At 66.0% G+C, this 20007-nt stretch carries 20 protein-coding genes; 9 read left to right on the forward strand and 11 right to left on the reverse strand.

Going from position 1 to position 20007, the window contains the following annotated elements; translation table 11 throughout:
• Nucleotides 1-94 precede the first annotated feature (94 nt).
• The 7 genes from ACZK2G_RS19950 to ACZK2G_RS19980 all read right to left on the reverse strand — a co-directional run bounded on the left by ACZK2G_RS19950 (nt 95) and on the right by ACZK2G_RS19980 (nt 8195).
• Nucleotides 95-811, reverse strand: a complete 717-nt coding sequence (locus tag ACZK2G_RS19950) for a haloacid dehalogenase-like hydrolase (protein ID WP_136639161.1) — start codon at nt 809-811, stop codon at nt 95-97.
• A complete protein-coding gene (gene trpC / locus ACZK2G_RS19955) occupies nt 808-1602 on the reverse strand; it encodes an indole-3-glycerol phosphate synthase TrpC (RefSeq protein ID WP_100435359.1) in 795 nt (264 codons plus the stop codon). The genes ACZK2G_RS19950 and trpC overlap by 4 nt, the downstream gene beginning before the upstream one ends.
• 74 nt (nt 1603-1676) lie before the next feature.
• Nucleotides 1677-2708 carry an anthranilate phosphoribosyltransferase gene (trpD, locus tag ACZK2G_RS19960; RefSeq protein WP_046983687.1) on the reverse strand — a complete coding sequence of 344 codons (1032 nt, stop codon included), beginning with the start codon at nt 2706-2708 and terminating at the stop codon, nt 1677-1679.
• Between the two features lie 16 nt (nt 2709-2724).
• Entirely contained in the window at nt 2725-3312 is a 588-nt protein-coding gene (locus ACZK2G_RS19965; protein WP_046983686.1) for an anthranilate synthase component II, read from the reverse strand.
• A gap of 2 nt (nt 3313-3314) precedes the next feature.
• A complete protein-coding gene (locus tag ACZK2G_RS19970; protein ID WP_006399004.1) occupies nt 3315-4094 on the reverse strand; it encodes an SIMPL domain-containing protein in 780 nt (259 codons plus the stop codon).
• Between the two features lie 67 nt (nt 4095-4161).
• Nucleotides 4162-5637 (reverse strand): anthranilate synthase component I, encoded by a 1476-nt coding sequence (trpE, locus tag ACZK2G_RS19975; protein ID WP_478474189.1) that lies wholly within the window; start codon nt 5635-5637, stop codon nt 4162-4164.
• A 176-nt stretch (nt 5638-5813) separates the two neighbouring features.
• The gene (locus ACZK2G_RS19980; protein WP_478474190.1) at nt 5814-8195 is read right to left on the reverse strand and encodes a Tle-like phospholipase domain-containing protein; all 2382 of its coding nucleotides are present in this window, start codon (nt 8193-8195) and stop codon (nt 5814-5816) included.
• On the opposite strand from ACZK2G_RS19980, the gene ACZK2G_RS19985 reads away from it, so the two are divergent.
• The gene (locus ACZK2G_RS19985; protein WP_478474191.1) at nt 8133-9158 is read left to right on the forward strand and encodes an ankyrin repeat domain-containing protein; all 1026 of its coding nucleotides are present in this window, start codon (nt 8133-8135) and stop codon (nt 9156-9158) included. The two genes, ACZK2G_RS19980 and ACZK2G_RS19985, sit on opposite strands and share 63 nt — an antisense overlap.
• Nucleotides 9159-9166: 8 nt before the next feature.
• On the opposite strand, the gene yegS is transcribed toward ACZK2G_RS19985, so the two are convergent.
• From yegS to ACZK2G_RS20005, 4 genes are all read right to left on the reverse strand, one after another.
• Entirely contained in the window at nt 9167-10099 is a 933-nt protein-coding gene (gene yegS, locus ACZK2G_RS19990) for a lipid kinase YegS (RefSeq protein WP_046983682.1), read from the reverse strand.
• Between the two features lie 224 nt (nt 10100-10323).
• Nucleotides 10324-10806 (reverse strand): GNAT family N-acetyltransferase, encoded by a 483-nt coding sequence (locus ACZK2G_RS19995; RefSeq protein WP_426355731.1) that lies wholly within the window; start codon nt 10804-10806, stop codon nt 10324-10326.
• Nucleotides 10807-10818: 12 nt separating this feature from the next.
• Nucleotides 10819-11496 (reverse strand): ribulose-phosphate 3-epimerase, encoded by a 678-nt coding sequence (gene rpe / locus ACZK2G_RS20000; RefSeq protein WP_046983681.1) that lies wholly within the window; start codon nt 11494-11496, stop codon nt 10819-10821.
• Nucleotides 11497-11553: 57 nt separating this feature from the next.
• Nucleotides 11554-11883 carry a J domain-containing protein gene (locus ACZK2G_RS20005; protein ID WP_006399039.1) on the reverse strand — a complete coding sequence of 110 codons (330 nt, stop codon included), beginning with the start codon at nt 11881-11883 and terminating at the stop codon, nt 11554-11556.
• Between the two features lie 141 nt (nt 11884-12024).
• Here ACZK2G_RS20005 and ACZK2G_RS20010 point away from each other — a divergent pair, with 141 nt between their 5' ends.
• The 8 genes from ACZK2G_RS20010 (at nt 12025) to ACZK2G_RS20045 (ending at nt 19914) form a co-directional block, all read left to right on the forward strand.
• The gene (locus ACZK2G_RS20010; RefSeq protein WP_046983680.1) at nt 12025-12951 is read left to right on the forward strand and encodes a phosphoribosylaminoimidazolesuccinocarboxamide synthase; all 927 of its coding nucleotides are present in this window, start codon (nt 12025-12027) and stop codon (nt 12949-12951) included.
• Nucleotides 12952-13172: 221 nt separating this feature from the next.
• Nucleotides 13173-13658 (forward strand): Mpo1 family 2-hydroxy fatty acid dioxygenase, encoded by a 486-nt coding sequence (locus tag ACZK2G_RS20015; RefSeq protein WP_136639155.1) that lies wholly within the window; start codon nt 13173-13175, stop codon nt 13656-13658.
• A 333-nt stretch (nt 13659-13991) separates the two neighbouring features.
• On the forward strand, nt 13992-16820 hold the full coding sequence (locus ACZK2G_RS20020; RefSeq protein WP_337302285.1) for a monovalent cation/H+ antiporter subunit A: 2829 nt from the start codon (nt 13992-13994) through the stop codon (nt 16818-16820).
• Entirely contained in the window at nt 16820-17212 is a 393-nt protein-coding gene (locus tag ACZK2G_RS20025; protein ID WP_046984823.1) for a Na+/H+ antiporter subunit C, read from the forward strand. Before ACZK2G_RS20020 ends, ACZK2G_RS20025 begins: the two co-directional genes overlap by 1 nt.
• A complete protein-coding gene (locus ACZK2G_RS20030; protein WP_478474193.1) occupies nt 17209-18744 on the forward strand; it encodes a monovalent cation/H+ antiporter subunit D in 1536 nt (511 codons plus the stop codon). The genes ACZK2G_RS20025 and ACZK2G_RS20030 overlap by 4 nt, the downstream gene beginning before the upstream one ends.
• Nucleotides 18741-19247 (forward strand): Na+/H+ antiporter subunit E, encoded by a 507-nt coding sequence (locus tag ACZK2G_RS20035; RefSeq protein WP_006399169.1) that lies wholly within the window; start codon nt 18741-18743, stop codon nt 19245-19247. The genes ACZK2G_RS20030 and ACZK2G_RS20035 overlap by 4 nt, the downstream gene beginning before the upstream one ends.
• Nucleotides 19244-19528 (forward strand): K+/H+ antiporter subunit F, encoded by a 285-nt coding sequence (locus tag ACZK2G_RS20040; protein ID WP_006399171.1) that lies wholly within the window; start codon nt 19244-19246, stop codon nt 19526-19528. Before ACZK2G_RS20035 ends, ACZK2G_RS20040 begins: the two co-directional genes overlap by 4 nt.
• Complete coding sequence (locus ACZK2G_RS20045) at nt 19525-19914, forward strand: Na+/H+ antiporter subunit G (protein ID WP_046984826.1); 390 nt, start codon at nt 19525-19527, stop codon at nt 19912-19914. The genes ACZK2G_RS20040 and ACZK2G_RS20045 overlap by 4 nt, the downstream gene beginning before the upstream one ends.
• Nucleotides 19915-20007: the final 93 nt, after the last annotated feature.

Genomic DNA, 20007 nt, shown 5'->3' on the forward strand with positions numbered 1-20007 from the left:
GGCCGGCAACCTCATGAGCTGCGGAAGGGGATGCAAGGTTGCCGGCCAGCGGCCGGCACTACCGGGTCCCTGCCCGGCGGGCAGGCGGGATCGATTACGCCTTCTCGCCGCCGCGGTCGACGCAACCCCAGTTGAGGATGCGGGTACCGGCCGGCAGCACGCGGCGGAAGAACTCCACGCGGCCCGGCTTCGGGTTCACCACCACCGGCGCCTTGGCGGCCAGCAGCAGCGGCAGGTCGGCGGTGCTGTCGGAGTAGGCGATGTCGATATCGCCGTAGCCGCGCTCGCGCAGCATGCGCATCTTTTCTTCATTGTGGCAGTGGCGGGTCGGGCCGACCCCGCCCAGCCGCGGGCCGACCTCGGTACCGATCACCGGCACGTCCTGATGGGCGACGAAGGCCAGGATCGCGCGCGCAAGTTCCGGCGGTGCGCCTGTAGCCACCACCACGCGGTCCCCCTTGGCACGGTGCGCGGCGAACACCTCCAGCGCCTGCGGCAGCAGCTTGGCGCGCATCTGCGCCTCATTGCGCAGCACGTAGGCGTCGATCACCTTGTTGAAATCGCGCGCACGGTGCAGGCCGAAACTGCCGATCCACACATAGACCGAAATACCCGTTCGACGGGTCGGCAGCATCGCCACCAGCGGCCCGGCGATCGGGGTGACCAGCAGCGCCGCCAGCATCCGCAGCGGATTACGCTTGATCAGCGAGGCGAACAGGTGGGTGCCCGAATCGCCGTCGTACAGGGTGTGGTCGAAGTCGAAGACCACCAGCGGTGCATCCTCGCGCGGCGTTGGATAGTGCGTTTTCATGCCGCGAAGAATAGCTGACGCAGGCCCTCGCCCGGCTCTTCCACGCGCATGAAGGCCTCGCCCACCAGGAACGAGTGGATGCCGGCGTCGCGCATCAGCGCCACGTCCTGCGGGCCGAGGATGCCGCTCTCGGTGACCAGCAGGCGATCACGCGGCACCGCCTTCTGCATGTCCAGCGTGGTCTGCAGCGACACCTCGAAGGTGCGCAGGTTGCGGTTGTTGATGCCGATCATCGGCGCCGGCACCTGCAGCGCACGCTCCAGCTCGTCGATGTCGTGCACTTCCACCAGTACGTCCATGCCCAGCGACATCGCCAGTTCGGACAGCGTGGCCAACTGCGTGTCGTCCAGCGCGGCGACGATCAGCAGGATGCAGTCGGCGCCCAGCACGCGCGCCTCGTACACCTGGTAGGCGTCGATCACGAAGTCCTTGCGCAGCACCGGCAGCGTGCAGGCGTCACGGGCCTGCTGCAGGTAGGCATCGGCACCCTGGAAGAAATCCACGTCGGTCAGCACCGACAGACAGCTGGCACCGCCGAACTCATAGCTGACGGCGATGTCGGCCGGGCGGAAATCCGGGCGGATCACACCCTTGGACGGGCTGGCCTTCTTCACCTCGGCGATCACCGCCGGGTCGCCGTTGGCCACCGCCGCCTGCAGCGCGCGCACGAAGCCACGTACCGGCGGGGCGCTGGCAACGGCGGCCTGCAGGTCCTCGAGGGGACGCTGGGCACGGCGTTGGGCCACTTCTTCGGCCTTGCGGGCCAGGATCGTCTGCAGGATGTCGCTCATCGTCGTCGGTTCAATGCGGGGGCGGTGAGGACGGCCATTATCGGCCATCGAGGGGGTCGGGCTGAACCGCGCGCTCAGGCTACCAGCGCGCGGGTGGTGTCAACGTACTGCTGCAGGCGCTGACGGGCGCTGCCGTTGGCGATGGCGGCACGCGCGCGGGCCAGGCCATCGCCGATGTCGCTGGCCACGCCGGCCACGTACAGCGCGGCGCCTGCATTCAGGGCCACGATGTCCAGCGCCGGGCCAGGGGTGTTGTCCAGCACCGCACGCAGCATGGCAATGGACTGCTCCGGGCCATCCACGCGCAGGTTGCGGCTGGCCGACATGGCGATGCCGAAGTCCTCCGGGTGGATCTCGTACTCGCGCACCTTGCCGTCACGCAGCTCGCCGACCAGGGTGCCGGCGCCCAGCGAGATCTCGTCCATGTTGTCGCGGCCCCAGACCACCATGGCGCGCTCGGTGCCCAGCTCGCGCAGCACGCGTGCCTGGATACCCACTAAATCGGGGTGGAACACGCCCATCAGCACCGACGGTGCGCTGGCCGGGTTGGTCAGCGGGCCGAGGATGTTGAAGATGGTGCGCACGCCCATCTCGCGGCGCACCGGCGCGACCACCTTCATCGACGGATGGTGGATCGGCGCAAACATGAAGCCGATACCGGTCTGTTCGATGGCCGCGGCCACCTGCGCCGGCTGCAGCTCGATAGCCGCACCCAGCGCTTCGACCGCGTCGGCGCTGCCGGACTTGGACGACACGCTGCGGTTGCCATGTTTGGCCACGCGCGCACCGGCCGCAGCGGCGACGAACATCGCGCAGGTAGAGATGTTGAAGGTGTGCGAGCCATCGCCACCGGTGCCGACGATGTCGACCAGGTGGGTGGTATCGGCCACCGGCACCGCCAGCGCGAATTCACGCATGACCGTGGCCGCAGCGGCGATCTCGTCGATGGTTTCCTTCTTCACCCGCAGGCCGGTGAGGATGGCGGCGGTCATCATCGGCGAGACGTCGCCGCGCATGATCTGCCGCATCAGGTCGACCATTTCGTCGAAGAAGATCTCGCGGTGTTCGATGGTGCGTTGCAGGGCTTCCTGGGGGGAGAAGCTCATCGGAATGCTCCTTGGATCAGGCCGCCGGACGCTGCAGGAAATTGCGCAGCAGGGCGTGGCCGTGTTCGGTGAGGATGGATTCGGGGTGGAACTGCACGCCCTCCACCGGGAACTGGCGATGGCGCAGGCCCATGATCTCTTCGATCGAGCCATCCTCGTTCTCGGTCCAGGCGGTCACTTCCAGCGCGTCGGGCAGGCTGTGCTTGTCCACCACCAGCGAGTGGTAGCGGGTGGCCTGGTAGCGGTCCGGCAGGCCGGCGAACACGCCCTTGCCTTCATGGCGGATGGGAGATGTCTTGCCGTGCATGATGTTGCCGGCGCGGATGACCGTGCCGCCGTAGACCTGGCCGATGCCCTGGTGGCCCAAGCAGACGCCGAGGATCGGCGTGGTCGGTCCCAGACGCTCGATCAGCGCCAGCGACACGCCCGCTTCGTTGGGCGTGCACGGGCCGGGCGAGATGACGATGCGTTCGGGCTTCTGCGCGGCAATCTCATCCACGCTCATCGCATCGTTGCGCACCACCTTCACCTCGGCGCCCAGCGTCTGCAGGTACTGCACGAGGTTGTAGGTGAAGCTGTCGTAGTTGTCGATCATCCACAACATGGTCAGGTTCCGTCGCTTATCAGGAAAATGGCGTATACGTTTTCGGTGTAGGTGATGGGGCCGGCTTCGATGGATTCGCGTTCAGCGGGCGCCGGTGCCGAGGCCGGTGCGTAGCTGCCGGTCACCGAGATCCTGTCGAGATACTCACCATCCTCGCCCAGCTGCGGCCATTGCCCGGCCTGGATGCCATAGGCAAAGTTCGGCGCCACATCGGAGATGCTGTACAGACCGCGCACTTTTGTTCCATAGGCCTTGGCAAGCCCCTGCGCGGACTCCCGGGTCTTGGCCGCGGCCTCGCCCTTGAGCTCGCGGCGCAGCGCGACTTCACCGGAGTAGGTCGGGGCAACGCTGCTGACCTGCACGTTCTCATTGGCCTTCAGCGCACCCAGCACGTCCTGCATCTGCTTCACGCTGGCGAAACTGGCGCGCAACTGGCGCGACACCTGGGTACCCATGAAGACCTGGCGGCTCTGCTCATAGCGGGTTGCCGGGCCGATCCGCAGGTTGTCCGCACGTACGCTGCCTTCCACCGCCTTGTACTGCTTGAACAGCGCCAGCACGCGGGCAACGTTGTCCTGCACGCGGCGGCGCGCCGCATCCGCATCCATGTCGGTTTCCTCGATGTTCAACTGCAGGCCGAACCGGTCCGGCATCACCACGCGACGCGCCTCGCCCTTCACCAGCAGGTGCGGCTGCGAGGGAATGGTATTGGCCTGCGCCCACGCAGACGGGGCCATCGTGGCCAGCAGTGACGACCACAGCAATGCGCTCAGCAGCTTCATGCGGTACTCCTTGTCTTGAATGGGAACAGCGGAAGGTGCCGCGGCGTCGGCCACGGCACGGCAGAACTCACAGACCCTTGGCGGCCTGGGCGACGGCGCGGAACAGCGCGCGGCCCTTGTTCATCGTCTCGTCCCATTCCTTGTCCGGGTCCGAGTCGTAAACGATGCCGGCACCGGCCTGCACATAAAGGCGGCCGTCCTTGATCACTGCAGTGCGGATCGCGATCGCGGTATCGGCATCGCCGTGCCAGCCGATGTAGCCGATGCTGCCGGCGTAGACATTGCGCTTGATCGGTTCCAGCTCGCGGATCACTTCCAGCGCGCGGATCTTCGGCGCACCACTGACCGTACCGGCCGGGAAGGTGGCGCGCAGCACGTCGGCGTAGCTCAGGCCGGGCTGCAGCTGGCCGGTCACTTCGCTGACGATGTGCATGACATGGCTGTAGCGTTCGATCACGAACTGCTCGCCCACTTCCACGGTGCCCGCCTTCGAAACACGACCGGCGTCGTTGCGGCCGAGGTCGATCAGCATCAGGTGCTCGGCGCGTTCCTTCGGATCGGCCAGCAGCTCGGCTTCCAGCGCCAGGTCCTGCTCGACGGTGGCACCGCGCGGACGCGTGCCGGCGATCGGGCGCACGGTCACTTCACCGTCCTGCAGGCGCACCAGGATTTCCGGCGAGGAACCGACCACCTGCAGGTCGCCGACATCGAGGAAATACATGTACGGCGAAGGATTCAATGCGCGCAACGCGCGGTACACATCCACCGGGCGCGCCTTGAACGGCACGCTCAGGCGCTGGCTGAGCACCACCTGGAAGATGTCGCCGGCACGGATGTATTCCTTGCTGCGCTGGACCGCATCGACGAAACCTTCGCGGGTGAACCCGGAGACGAAATCGGACTCGTCCAGCACGTCGCTGTTGAGCGGTGCGGGATAGCCGGCACCCGGTGCGCGCAGCTTGGCGGTCAACGCATCCAGGCGTGCCTGGGCCTGCTCGAAGGCACCGTCGGTACGCGGGTCGGCATGCACGATCAGGTACAGCCGGCCCTTCAGGTTGTCGAACACCGCCAGTTCGTTGGAGTCCAGCAGCAGAATGTCCGGCGTGCCCAGCTCATCGCGGCCAGCCGGCGGGGCCAGGCGCGGCTCGATGTAGCCGATGCACTCGAAACCGAACCAGCCGACCAGACCACCGGTGAAGCCCGGCAGGCCGTCCAGCTTGGGCACCGAATGGGCGCTGCGCAGCGCCTCGACCTCGGCAAACGGATCGGCGACCTCGCGGGTTTCCACCACCTGCCCGTCCTGGCGCACGGTCAGGGTGTGGCCGTGGAAGGCGTACACGCGACGTGCCGGCAGGCCGATGATCGAGTAACGACCAAAGCGCTCGCCGCCTTCGACGGATTCAAACAGGTAGGTATTGGGGCCGTCGGCGAGCTTCAGATAGACCGAAAGCGGCGTGTCCAGGTCGGACAGCACTTCGCGGACAACGGGAATATGGGTGTGGCCTTCAGCGGCCTGCTGCAGAAACTGAGCGTGCGAGTTCAAGACGACTTTCCTTCCGGGACACAGCGTTATGGGGACGGACGACGGCAACAGGCCACCATCGCCACCAACGGCGTGCGGAAGAAAGGGTATGCGGGGTCGTCAGGCTGGACACCCAATGACTGTATCGCAGCTTTGGCCGCAGGGAAACCCTTTGGCGACGGGCGGTTTGCGCCGCCCTAGCCCATCCGCCGTGCCTGTTCCTGGGTCTCCTGCACCTGCTGCTGGGCCAGCGATACCCCCTGCGCCTGCTCGCGACTGGCGTTGATCGCGTCAACCTGGGCCGTGCTCGCGCTCAGGGGTTGGGCCATGCCCGCTGCCACATCGACGTGGGCATGGCGGCGGTGCGCGGCGTTCAGGTCCGGCGTATCCACCGCGAAGGCACGGCTGTGATCCTCGCTGAGCACCACGTGGGAAATGGACTCCAGCCCTTCGCGCTTGGCCTGTACGGCCAGTGCGCCGGCGAGCTGGTCGCTCTGCAGGTCAGGCACCCGGTTGTGGGCGCGGTCCAGGGCGTGGACCCCGGTCTGTGCGCCATTGAACAACCGGTAGTCGGTGTGGCCAGGGTCATTGATGCCGTGCCCGCGCGCAGCGGGCTCTGCTGCCACGCTGGCGCGGCGGCCATCCTCGGGATGCTGTATGCGCTGGTGCTGCTCGACCAGCTTGCGGGCGACGGCTTCCTGCTTGATCAGTTCCGAGTCCAGGCTGGGAATGACAGTCTCGGCCATGCCATGGCGGGCAGTTGCCTCGCCAAACGCTGGACCGATGTCACGGATCAGTCGCGCGGACTGAGCGAGATTGGAGAGCTTCACCGCATCCAATGGCAGGACACCGGTGGGTACATGCGTTGCTGCCGCAGTGCCCACCCCCACACTGATGCCCCCGACCGTCGCCATGGCAGCTGGCGCTTGGGCGGTAACGCCCTTTACCTTCGATGCCACCAGGTCATAGCCGCGGTCCACATGGGCGCCGGCGGTGGCAAAACCGTTCTGCAGCTTGCCGGCCACCCACTGCCCGTCATTGCCGATGGCCGTGGCCGTCCGCTCGCCAAAGGCACGCGTCCCCTCGGCATCCGCATGTGCTTGCCGCGATGCGAGCACCGCACGCTGCTCGCCCGTAGTACGTGCCCTTTCGGCCTCTTTGGCCAACCTGTCGGACGCGTCATCCAAACCAATCCGACCGGCTACCCACGACAGTGCGGACATGCCATGGGAACTGGCCTGCGACTGCGCGCGGTGCAGGGTTGCCTCTATGCCTCCGGTCAGCTCGCGCCCGGAGGCGATCACGGTGGTGGTCGCCCGGGTACCCACCTGGAGCGTGGTCGATCCCATGTTCACGACCTGGCCAATGGCCATGCCCTGGGTCCTGAGGATCTGCTCTGCGCCATCGCCGACCCTGTCCAGCACATGCGCGCCAGTCGCACCCGCGCGTTCAACCTGCTCACCGATCACACGCCCACCGCGCATGCCGTAACCAGTGGCGTGCAGCACCGTGGACAGCGGTCCAGCCAGCTCTGCAACCTGGCTTGGCGCCGCTACCTGCGAACGATTGACGATATTGCCCTGTGCGTCGAGTGCCTTGGCCTCGAGCAGCAGTTCGGCACGGCCAGCGGCAACCGGGATATTGCGCAGGGCTTCCTGCCCCGGCTGGGTCGCCAGTTGTTCGATGAACTGCGCTGCGGACGTCTGCGCACCCGGTGGCATCATCTCGCGCAGTTTGTCGCCCACCAGCTTCTGCATGGCGGGCTCCTTCAGCAACATGCCCATTTCATTGGCAAGCACGCCATAGCCGCGACGCTGCTGCTCGCTCAGGCGCTGCATGCCGTTCTGCACGTCATTCAGCACCTCGCCGGTGGTCTGGTAGGTGTGCACGCTTTGTTGCGGGTTGAAGGTGGGCAGACCATTTTCCTTCGCGAAACGAGCCGCCGTTTCCGGATGCAGGCCTGCCGCATTGAAGGTGGTAGCCCGTGCGCCGGTGACGGCCGACGCGGCGGAAGCCATGCCGCCACCGAGGGAGTGACCGGCGATTTCGAAGTTATTGCCAATGCGATCATTCAGCTGCGTGGCAAGTGACATGGCGCGATCGTAGTAGTCGCTTCGCATCCCAATGCCTTGCTGCCCATTGTTCAGAAAATCCTCGCCGCCCGACTCACGCCATCCATTCGGTGCAAGAGGATCGGCGATCTTACCGGTGGAGCCTTTGTAGACCACCACCGGCTTTGCGTCTGCACCGAAAAGCGCTTTGTCGGGAACATATATTTCCGCACGGAATCCAGACTGCGGCGGTTGCAGAAGCTCACGCAACTCTTCGTCAGACATGTTGATGCCTGCAGCGCGCAGTGCATCCGGATCGGAGCTGCCGCGCGTCCATCCCACGGGAGGCGCACCTTCGTGCTTGGCTGATTGATAGACATCAGCTGCGAGACCAGACATTTCACGCGCGTGATAGGTCTCCTGAAGACGATCAGCTTCCCTGTCATTGCCGCTTTCCCGCAGCTGTTGAACGAGAAGATCCTGCTGCTGGAGGGCGCGCGCACGCGCCTCGATGTCGGTTCCATTCATGGCAAACTCCATTGCGCCGGGCACGGGCTTGGGCGCGCGATGCTTATCGATTATCAGAACTTTTTGCTAATGTCACGTTTCAGCCCAATCATCAGGATGATAATGCGCATTCACTTTCACAAATGTGTGCAGAAAGCCCTCATCTCCGCGGCTTGTCTCACACTTTTGCTGATCAGCGGCTGCGCGGCATCATCGAGTCATGGAGCAGACAACTACTTTGAAGGGAGGGCTCTGCAGCTTGCCATCGCCACGGAAAGCGGCGATTCAAAGGCCATTCGCCGCCTCATCGTTGAAGAGGGTGTCGATCCGGACAAGACGTTCTCGCGTGAAGACGGGATTCCCATGGTCGCCTGGCCTCTACGCACAGGCAGTCTGGACGGCCTCCGCGCACTTCTTGAAAACGGGGCAGATCCAAATGCCCGCGCTTACAAGGTCGTGGATGGCCGCAGACTTGGCTACAACAACGCCATGGTCTACGCCGCAAAGCTGGACGACGCGCGCTACCTGCAGTTGCTGCTCAAGTACGGCGGCGATCCCAACACGCGGAATTCGGCAGGCGAAACGTTGCTGTTTCAAGCCTTCATCGCAGGCAATCAGTGGGAGAACGTGAAACTTCTGATTGAGAATGGAGCGAACATCAATGAATCCAATCGCGGCACCGCCGACACAGTCCTCAGCTGGTACACCACCCGGGGTGGATTCGAGCATGCCTATTGGCTGCTGGAGCACGGGGCCGACCCTACGGTGATGCTGAAATCATCCATCGGCGCTCCCGACAGAATGCTGATCGCCGAGCACATCTTCTGGGGCATCACTACACCCGATCTTCTGCCATGGCAGAAGAAGTGCCAGCAGTGGCTTGTCGCCCGGGGCATCCCTCGTCCCCCGATGCCAAAAGGCATCCGCGACAAGCGTGAAGCCTTCGGCTTCCCCACAAAGGAAGAAGACATTCCGCTGCTCTGATTCCTGTCTCAGCTGCCGGAAAGCAGCACGCAGTCATCCGGCAGATGCATGCGCACCCTGCCGGCCACGCATTCGATGCGGAAGCGGCGTGCCTGCACCGGTTCGCCGTCCAGGTTCAACGTCAACGGCTGCGTTGCGTCGATCTGCAGCCACGGCAGCTGCGCGCGCGTGGCGACACGTTCAAGCGCCGCCTCCTTGCCGCCGGTCAGCATCTGTCCAAGGGTGGCTGCGACTTCACCCTCCAGTTCCGGCACTACGGTGACATCCAGCAGGCCGTCATCGATCAGTGCCTGCGGGCACAGCTGCTGACCACCACCCGCTTGGCGGCCGTTACCGATACCCAGCGCGATGAACCCACCTTCCCACTGGAAATCCGGCCCGCTCAGGCGCGCGGTGATCGGTTCGATGCGACCGAGCTTGGCGATGCCAGTAATGACATACGCCAAACCGCCAAGCATCTTCTTCAAGCCCGCATCGGTTTCCACCGTGACCTGGGTGCCGAAGCCACCGCTGGCGAGGTTGGCGCACCACCATGGCTTGCCGTCGGCATCGACGCGCAGCAGATCCATCGGGCGTGGGTGGCCGCCGGCAACCAGTGCGAAGGCCGCCTGCGGCTCCACCGGAATGCCCGCAGCGGTGGCGAAATCGTTGGCGGTGCCCATCGGGACCAGCGCGAGCGAAGGCAGCGCCTCAGCCGGCTCGTCGCGATGCGCCAGCGTCTCTGCGACCGCGCTGAGCGTGCCGTCGCCACCGGCCGCCACGATCACGTCCACGCCGTGGTCGATGGCCTCGGCGACGTAGCGCTCGGCATCACCGTCTTCCCAGGTCACCCGCACTTCCAGCTGCACGCCCTGCCCGCGCCAATGGCCGACGGCGTCGCGCAGTTCGTCGTTGCCTGCGGATTTTCCGTTGAGGATCAGGCGCCAGCGCGGGGTGGTCATGCAGTACATCCAGTGAAAGGGCGCTCAGGCTAGCAACACGCCGTTTGCCAGCGGTGAATGTCACGCAGATGTCATTCAGCTGCCGGAGAATGGAAGGCCATAGCAGGGACGACGGATGGAGGCAGGATCAGCCTCCCACGCATGCAGCAAGGCCACGCCAACGTTTGGCGTGGCTTTTTTTTGTCTGCCAGAAGCATCCACCCATGGCGTGGATGCACGTCATCTCAACCGTTGGCGAAATCTTGCAATGCCTGGCCCTGCAGCCGGTACACGGTCCACTCGTCCTGCGGTTTCGCGCCAACGGCGGTGTAGAACTCGATGGCCGGGGTGTTCCAGTCCAGCACCGACCATTCGAAACGGCCGCAACCTTCGGCCACGGCCTGGCGCGCGATGTATTTCAGCAGCGCCTTGCCCGCGCCGCAGCCGCGCTTCTGCGGGCTGACGTACAGGTCTTCCAGATAGATGCCCTTGCGCCCCAGCCAGGTGGAATAGTTGTAGAAATAGACCGCATAGCCGATGGCTTCGCCGTTCGCCTCGCAGACCAGCGCTCGGGCGGTAGCGTCGGCGCCGAACAGGCTTTCGGCGATGCCGATCTCATCGGTCTGCACCGACTGCTCGGCCTTCTCGTAGATCGCCAGTTCGCGGATGAACCGAAGGATCAGGCCAGCATCGGCGACGGTGGCCGGACGGATGTTCAACACGGCCACCGTGCTCATGGCTCAGCCCCGCGCTGCAGCGACGTTGGCGCGCATCTGCGCGATCACGTCCTGGTAGCTGGTCTTGGCGTTGAAGATGGCCGAGCCGGCGACGAACGTGTCGGCGCCAGCGGCGGCGATCTCGCCGATGTTGTCGGCCTTCACGCCACCGTCGATCTCCAGGCGGATGTCACGGCCACTGGCATCGATCTTCTGGCGCACCACGCGCAGCTTGTCCAAGGCCGACGGAATGAAGGCCTGGCCGCCGAAGCCCGGGTTGACCGACATCAGCAGCACCAGGTCCAGGTCATCCAGCACCCAGTCGAGGATGTCCACCGGGGTGGCCGGGTTGAGCACGATGCCCGGCTTGCAGCCCAGCGAGCGGATCAGCTGGATGGTGCGGTGCACGTGGCGGCTGGCCTCCGGGTGGAAGCTGATGTAGGTGGCACCGGCCTCGGCGAAGTCCGGGATGATGCGGTCCACCGGCTCGACCATCAGGTGCACGTCGATCGGCGCGGTGACGCCGTGCTTGCGCAGGGCTTGGCAGACCATCGGGCCGATGGTCAGGTTGGGCACGTAGTGGTTGTCCATCACATCGAAATGGACCCAGTCGGCACCCGCGGCCAGGACGTTGTCGACTTCCTCGCCCAGGCGGGCGAAGTTGGCCGAGAGGATGGAAGGAGCGATGAGGCAGTTGGACATGGCCGGGGCCTTCGGAACGGGGAAAGGGGTCTCCCGCCCGCAGGCGGGGCAATGGGGTCAGCGCTTGCGCAGGGTCTTGATGCGGTCGTAGGCGGCGTTGATGCGCCGCGACTTCTGCTCGGCCTGCTGCTGCAGCTCGGGGGCCGCGCCGCCGAGCTTGTCGGGGTGGTACTGGGAGATCAGCTTGCGGTAGGCACGCTCGACCTCGGCATCGGTGGCCTCGGAGGTCAGCCCCAGCTCCCGGTACGGGTTTTCCTTGTTCAGGCGGAACCAGTCCGAATCGAAGGCATGGCCGATCAGCAGGCCGATGACCGCACCGAACAGCGGATTGGGCCGGAACAGCAGGGCGCCGGCGATGAATCCGAGCAGTTTTCCGTACCAGCGCATGGCGCCCCAGGGTCGACCGGCGAAATGGACGCTCATTTTACGTCACAGCGGGCCCGGACCGCTTTACACTAGGCCGCCCGCTGGTCAGCGGGCCCGCCGGGTCCGTTGGGCAGCCGTATCGACGAAGCCCCAGGAGTGCCCGTGCCAACCACGCTGTTGCAATCCGATCTCCCCGGCCTGCCCTTGCGCCACCGCGGCAAGGTGCGTGACGTGTTCGATATCCCGCGCGAGCGGCTGCCAGCCGGGACCCCACCAGGCGACTACCTGCTGATGGTGGCCACCGATCGCCTGTCGGCCTTCGATGTGGTCCTGCCCGACCCGATCCCGGGCAAGGGCGAGATGCTCTGCCAGGTCTCCAACTTCTGGTTCGCCAAGACCGCGCACCTGATGCCCAACCACCTGACCGGCATCGATGTGGCCAGCGTGCTGCCCGAGGGCGTGGACGCGGCCCTGTACGCCAAGCGTGCGGTGGTCACCCGCAAGCTGAAGCCGGTACCGGTGGAAGCGATCGCCCGCGGCTACCTGATCGGCAGCGGCTGGAAGGATTACCAGCGCACCGGCAAGGTCAGCGGCATCGACCTGCCCGATGGCCTGCGCCAGGCCGAACAGCTGCCCGAGCCGATCTTCACCCCCTCGACCAAGGCCGCCGTCGGCGACCATGACGAGAACATCGACTTCGATGCGATGGTGAAGCAGGTCGGCGCCGAAATGGCCGAGCGCGTGCGCGATGCCACCCTGCGCATCTACAAGTTCGCCGCTGATTACGCCCGCGAGCGCGGCATCATCCTGGCCGATACCAAGTTCGAGTTCGGTACCGACGCCGATGGCCGCCTGTACATCATGGACGAGATGCTGACGCCGGATTCCTCGCGTTACTGGCCGGCCGACGAGTACGAAGTGGGTACCAGCCCGCCGAGCTACGACAAGCAGTTCGTACGTGATTACCTGGAGACGCTGGACTGGGGCAAGACCGCCCCGGGCCCGACCATTCCGGCCGAGATCATCGAGCGCACCCGCGCCAAGTACGCCGAGGCGCTGCAGCGTCTGGCCGGGATCAGCGTCGACTGATCCCCCTGCGCCCCCGGCCGGTCCGGCTGGGGGCGTTCTGAATGGGGTAGTGCCGGCCGCTGGCCGGCAACTTCGGCGGACCTGCAGCCAGGCATGGCCTGGCTCTACTGCCGGTTGCCTGGGGTAGTGCCGGCCGCTGGCCGGCAATCTCGCGAACTCGGCTATGCTCTGGATTGCCGGCCAGCGGCCGGCACTACCGTTGTCCGAGGAAGCGACGCAGCATGCAGACATCCACCGAGCTTGCGCGGCCGATCGACCGCTATTTCGCCAGCTATTCCGACGACCACCGCAATGTCATCAACCAGCGCATCCACGTGGTGGCGGTGCCGGCGATCCTGTGGTCGGTGGTGGCCCTGCTGTGGTGCGTGCCGCCGCTGATCACCTGGTTCCAGTACGGGATCTGGTCGGCCTTCGCGATGTTCAGCGCCTGGTGCTTCTACAACAAGCTGTCGCGCCCGCTGGGCATCGGCATGCTCATCCAGTTCTTCGTGTTCGGCTGCCTGTGCCGGCTGCTGGAGGCGGAAATCGGCCTGCACAATCTGTTCTGGCTGGCGGTGGGCGTGTTCGTGGTGGCCTGGATCGCACAGTTCATCGGCCACAAGTTCGAGGGCCGCAAGCCCAGCTTCCTGACCGACCTGACCTACCTGCTGATCGGCCCGGCCTGGGTGATGGCCAAGGCCTATCGGAAGCTCGACTGGCGCTACTGACCCGACCACGACCGACAAGGACTGTTGTTTCCTGAACGGGCAGATTCCGTCACCCGTAGTCCACGGCGGCCCTGCCAGCCTGCGCCGGTGACCCGCCCCCCACCTCCCGCCCGTCGACGGCAGCCCCTGTGCGACAGGGCCTGCGGTCTCCCTGCGTGGGCGTAGGGTGATCCCCGAGGGCAGCCAGGGAGCGACTGCAGGAACGTGATGTTGCGCCGCAGAAAAAATGAATCAGCGAACGTTACATGCAATTGATCGCTGTTCGATGGGTTTCGGCGACATTTCGCAGCCTGTTATCCTCCCTGACCTGCTCGTGAATCATGGATTCCCTGCATGCTCCCCAGCCTGCCCCTGCTGCTGGCCCTGCCGTTCCTGATGGCAGTGGCTGTTGCGGCCTTCCCCCGTAGTTCGCGCTCGACTGCTGCCTGGCTGGCGGCGCTGGCGCCGTTGGGCGGGCTGGCCATCCTCGCCTGGCTGACCCCATCGGTGCTCGACGGCCAGGTGGTGCGGACGATGGTCCCCTGGCTGCCGCAGATCGGCCTGGACTTCACCCTGCGCCTGGATGGGCTGGCCTGGATGTTCGCCGGGTTGGTGCTGGGCATCGGCGCGCTGGTGGTGCTGTATGCGCGCTATTACCTGAGCAGCCAGGACAACGCACACCGCTTCTACATCTACCTGCTGCTGTTCATGGGCGCCATGCTGGGCATGGTGCTGTCGGGCAACCTGTTGCTGCTGATGGTTTTCTGGGAAATGACCAGCATCAGCTCGTTCCTGCTGATCGGTTTCTGGTCGCACCGCCAGGACGCGCGCGAGGGCGCGCGGATGGCGCTGGTGATCACCGGTGGCGGCGGCCTGGCGCTGCTGGCCGGCGTGCTGCTGATCGGCCGCATCGTCGGCAGCTTCGACCTGGACGTGGTGCTGGCCGCCGGCGAGCAGATCCGCGCCAGCGCGCTGTACCCGTACGCGCTGTTCCTGGTGCTGGCCGGCATCTTCACCAAGAGCGCGCAGTTCCCGTTCCACTTCTGGCTGCCGCACGCAATGGCCGCGCCGACCCCGGTCTCGGCCTACCTGCACTCGGCCACCATGGTGAAGGCCGGCGTGTTCCTGCTGGCGCGCCTGCATCCGGCATTGGCCGGCAGCGATCTGTTCTTCTATACGGTCAGTGGCATCGGCGCGCTGACCCTGCTGGTCGGTGCCTGGAACGCGATCTTCCAGCATGACCTGAAGGGCCTGCTGGCCTACTCCACCATTTCCCATCTGGGTCTGATCACCCTGCTGTTCGGCCTGTCCACGCCGATGGCGGTGGTGGCCGGCGTGTTCCATATCCTCAACCACGCCACCTTCAAGGCCTCGCTGTTCATGGCCGCCGGCATCATCGACCACGAAACCGGCACCCGTGACATGCGCAAGCTGGGCGGGCTGCGCAGGCTGATGCCGTTCACCAGCGCGCTGGCGATCATCGCCTCGCTGGCAATGGCCGGCATTCCGCTGCTCAACGGCTTCCTGTCCAAGGAAATGCTGTTCGCCGAGGCGATCAGCGCAGGCGGGACCCAGGCCATGCGCACGGCGGTGTCGATCGCCGCGCTGCTGGCCGGCGTGTTCGGCGTGGCCTACAGCCTGCGCTTCGTGCATGACACCTTCTTCGGCCCCGGCCCGCACGATCTGGACCGCGTACCGCACGAGCCGCCGCGCTGGATGAAGGTGCCGGTGGAGATCCTGGTAGTGATCTGCGTGGCGGTGGGCGTGGCCCCGGCATTGACCGTGGCGCCGGTGCTGCACGCCGCTGCGGCCTCGATCCTCGGCAATGCTATGCCCGAATACAGCCTGGCGGTGTGGCATGGCTTCAACCTGCCGCTGGCGATGAGCGCGATCGGCGTGGTCGGTGGCGTGGCGCTGTACTTCGGCCTGCGCAGGCTGATCAACCTGCACGGGGTGACCAATACCAGCCCCGGCCGCAACGTGTTCCACCGCCAGCTGGACCTGCTTTCGGCCGCAGCACAGCGCCTGACCAACGGCATCGCCAACGGCAGCCTGCAGCGCATGCTGCTGGGCCTGGTGCTGGTGGCGATCGTGGTCGCCGCCGCGCCGTTCGTGGCCAATCCGGCCTCGCCGAACTGGACCGCGCCGCAGCCGATCCCGCTGCTGGGCTGGGCGCTGTGGCTGGTGATGATGGCCTGCGCGGTCGCCACCCTGCGCGTCTACAAGCAACGCCTGCTGGCGGTGCTGCTGGTCGGCGGCGTCGGCCTGATGGTGGCGCTGACCTTCGTGTTCCTGTCCGCACCGGACCTGGCGCTGACCCAGCTGCTGGTGGAGATGGTGACCCTGGTACTGATGCTGCTGGGCATGAACTACCTGCCCGCGCAGTCCGGGCCGGAGCGCCCGCGCTGGCGCAAGCGCCGCGATGCGGTGATCGCGATCATCGCCGGTGCCGGCCTGGGTGCGCTCGCCTACACCGCGATGACCCTGCCGCCGAACACCATGGCTGGCGAGCTGCTCGCCCGCGCCCTGCCCGAGGCCTACGGCCAAAACGTGGTCAACGTGATCCTGGTCGACTTCCGCGGCTTCGATACCTTCGGCGAGATCACCGTGTTCGGCATTGCCGCGCTGGTGGTACACGCACTGCTGCGGCGTACCCGGATGGCACCGGAGCAGATCATGCCCGGCCCGCCGATCAAGCTGCCGGTGCCGGCCGACCTGGCCCAGATCATGTTCCCGCTGACCCTGACCGTGTCGATCTTCCTGTTCCTGCGCGGCCACAATGCGCCGGGCGGTGGCTTCATCGCCGGCCTGGTGCTGGCCGTGCCGCTGCTGATCCAGTACGTGATCCAGGGCACCGCATCGGTGGAATCGCGCTTCGGCTTCGACTACATCCGTTGCATCGGCATGGGCCTGCTGATCGCCATCCTCAGCGGCAGTGCGTCGATGCTGTTCGGCGTGCCGTTCCTGACCAGCGGCCACCTCGACCTGCACCTGCCGCTGATCGGCGAGGTACCGCTGGCCAGCGCGATCGGCTTCGATATCGGCGTGTACCTGGTGGTGTTCGGTGGCGCGATGCTGATGCTGTCGATGATGGCCACCGTGAAACCCTCTCGTACCCGCACCGCGCGCAAGGGCGAGATCGACCTGCAACGCCGCTCGGCACGTACCGGGGAGATGCACTGATGGAACTGGCCCTGGCCTCCGCGATCGGCGTGCTGACCGCCATCGGCATCTACCTGCTGCTGCGCGCGCGCAGCTTCGATGTGATCCTCGGCATGACCTTCCTGTCCTACGCCACCAACCTGCTGATCTTCGCTGGTGGCCGTGTGGTGCTGGGCAAGGCGCCAGTGCTGCAGGAGGGCGTGGACAGCAACCTCGGCAACTACACCGATCCACTGCCACAGGCGCTGGTGCTGACCGCCATCGTCATTGCCTTCGCGATGACCGCAGTGAGCATCGTGCTGGCCATGCGCAGCCGCAGCGACAACCACAGCGACCACGTGGACGCTCACGAGCCGGATGACGACCTGCAGGATGAGGGTGTGCCGCCGCGCCAGGGCGAGGACCGCGCATGAACCACCTGGTGATCCTGCCGATCCTGGTTCCCCTGCTCGGTGCCGCGCTGTCGCTGTTCGTCGAGCACCGCCGTTATGGCCCGAAGGTACAGCGCGCGGTGGCCTGGACTTCGCTGTCGGCGCTGGCGCTGGTGGTGGGCCTGTTGTTCGCCACCACCGCCAGTGGCGATATCAGCGTCTACCTGCTCGGCGACTGGCCGTCGCGGCTGGGCATCGCGCTGGTCGCCGACCGGCTGTCGGCGTGGATGCTGCTGACCACCCTGCTGCTGGCCATTCCCTGCCTGCTGCATGCGTGTTCGGGCTGGGACCGCCGCGCACCGCACTTCCATGCGCTGTTCCAGTTCCAGCTGGTCGGCCTCAACGGTGCGTTCCTGACTGGCGACATCTTCAACCTGTTCGTGTTCTTCGAGGTGATGCTGATCGCCTCCTACGGCCTGCTGCTCAGTGGCGGCCGCGGCCTGCGCATGCGCATCGGCCTGCACTACGTGGTGTTCAACGTCACCGCCTCGACGTTGTTCCTGATCGCGCTGGGCCTGCTGTACGCCTCGCTGGGCTCATTGAACATGGCCGAGCTGTCGCAGCGCATCGCCGAGGTGCCGCCGGCACAGCTGACCCTGGTGAAGGCGACGATGGGCCTGTTGCTGCTGGTGTTCTGCGCCAAGGCCGCACTGATGCCGCTGTACCTGTGGCTGCCTGAAGCCTATTCGCGCGCGCCGGCCGCAGTGGCCGCACTGTTCGCGATCATGACCAAGGTCGGCCTGTATGCGGTGCTGCGCATCCAGATGCTGTGGTTCGGCGACGATGCCGGTGCGATGGCCGGCTATGGCCGCGACTGGCTCCTGTGGGCCGGCGTGGCGACACTGGTGCTTGGTGGCCTCGGTGCGCTGGCCGCGACCCGCCTGCGCGTGCTGATCTCCTACCTGGTGATCGTCTCGGCCGCCACGCTGTTCATCGCCTTCTCGGTGGGCACGCCGCAAGTACTTTCGGCCGGCCTGTACTACCTGCCGCACAGCAGCTTCGTCGCCGCCGCGCTGTTCCTGATCGCCGACCTGATCCGCCGCCGCCGTGGTGGCGCCAGCGACCGCAAGGAAGTGGTGGCGCCGATGCCGGGCAAGGAAACGCCGGCGGTGCTGTTCCTGATCGCCGCGGTGTCGGTGGCTGGCCTGCCGCCGCTGTCCGGCTTCCTGGCCAAGGCCGCGCTGCTGGCCGGCATGCCGGCGCAGTACACCGGCCCGGTCTGGACCGCCGTTCTTGTCAGCAGCCTGCTGGTGATCATGGGCCTGACCCGCGGTGGCATCCGCCTGTTCTGGCGCGTGCCGCCGGTCGATCCGGAAGCGCCGCAGCCGCGCAAGGCACGGCTGCGCCGGGTCGAGCTGTACGCCGCCTGCATCCTGCTGGCCTATGGCATCGGCATGACCCTGGCCGCCGCGCCGCTGATGCGCTACACCGACGCCACCGCCGCACAGCTGCTGCAGCCCGGCGAGTACGTGCAGCAGCTGCGCGCGACCGCACCGGAGATCCGCCAGCCATGACCGCCCAGCGCTCACTGTTCCGCCGCATCATTCCCTCACCGATGCTCAGCATCATGGTGGTGGCGTTCTGGCTGCTGATGTCCGACAGCTTCACCGTCGGCCAGACCGTGCTCGGCCTGGTGCTGGGCGTGGTGGTGCCACTGTTCGCCGCGCGCCTGGACCGCGAGTTCGCCCGCATCGGTACCCTGCGCCCGCTGCCCAAGCTGCTGTGCGTGACCCTGTGGGACATCCTGATGTCCAACATCCGCGTCGCCCTGCAGGTGCTGGGCCCGGAGAAGAACATCCATCCGGGCTTCATCTGGCTGCCGTTGGACATCGCCAACATCCACGGCATCGCCGCGCTGACCAGCATGATCACGCTGACCCCGGGCACGGTCTCGGCCGCGCTCAGCGAAGACCGCAGGTTCCTGCTGGTGCATGTGCTGCACCTGGAGGATCCGCAGGCGCTGATCGATACGATCAAACGACGTTACGAAGCCCCGTTGATGGAGATTTTCCCATGACTGGATTCCAGATCATCCAGACCACGCTGGTGGTGTGCATGCACGTGGTCGGCCTGGCCATGCTGCTGGCCACCTGGCGCCTGCTGCGCGGACCGACCGTGCCCGACCGCATCCTTGCGCTGGATACGCTGTCGGTGACCGCCATCGCCGAGCTGATGCTGTTCGGCATGTACCTGAACTCCGCGATCTACTTCGAGGCTGCCCTGGTCATCGCCATGCTCGGCTTCGGCAGCACCGTGGTGCTGAGCAAGTTCGTGCTGCGCCGGGACATCGTCGAATGATCACCGCGATCCAGGTCGGCCTGTCGATCCTGCTGCTGTTCGGCTGCTTCTTCATCCTGGTCGGTGCGCTGGGCCTGGTGAAGCTGTCCACGTTCTTCAAGCGCCTGCACGCGCCGACCAAGGCCAGCACGCTGGGCGTGGGCTGCGTGCTGGTGTGCTCGGTGTGCTACCACATCTTCCTCGGCCAGGACCCGCAGCCGCGCGAGCTGCTGATCACCGTGTTCCTGTTCATCACCGCACCGATCAGCGCGCACATGATGGCCAAGGCCGCGCTGTCGCTGCTGATGGAAACCCGCCCCAGCCTGCCCGGCAACGAACCGGCTGCCGAAGAGCAGCTGCCGCCGCCGGAGCCGGTGCGGGAAGAAGAGCACGCGCAGAACCGGTAACCCCGGTAGATGCCGACCTTGGTCGGCGCTTTGTTGCTGCGAGTGCCAACCAAGGTTGGCAGCTACCGCATCATTGGCGGGGTGACCGGTAGG

It is taken from the genome of Stenotrophomonas sp. 107298_Sma (assembly GCF_056480345.1).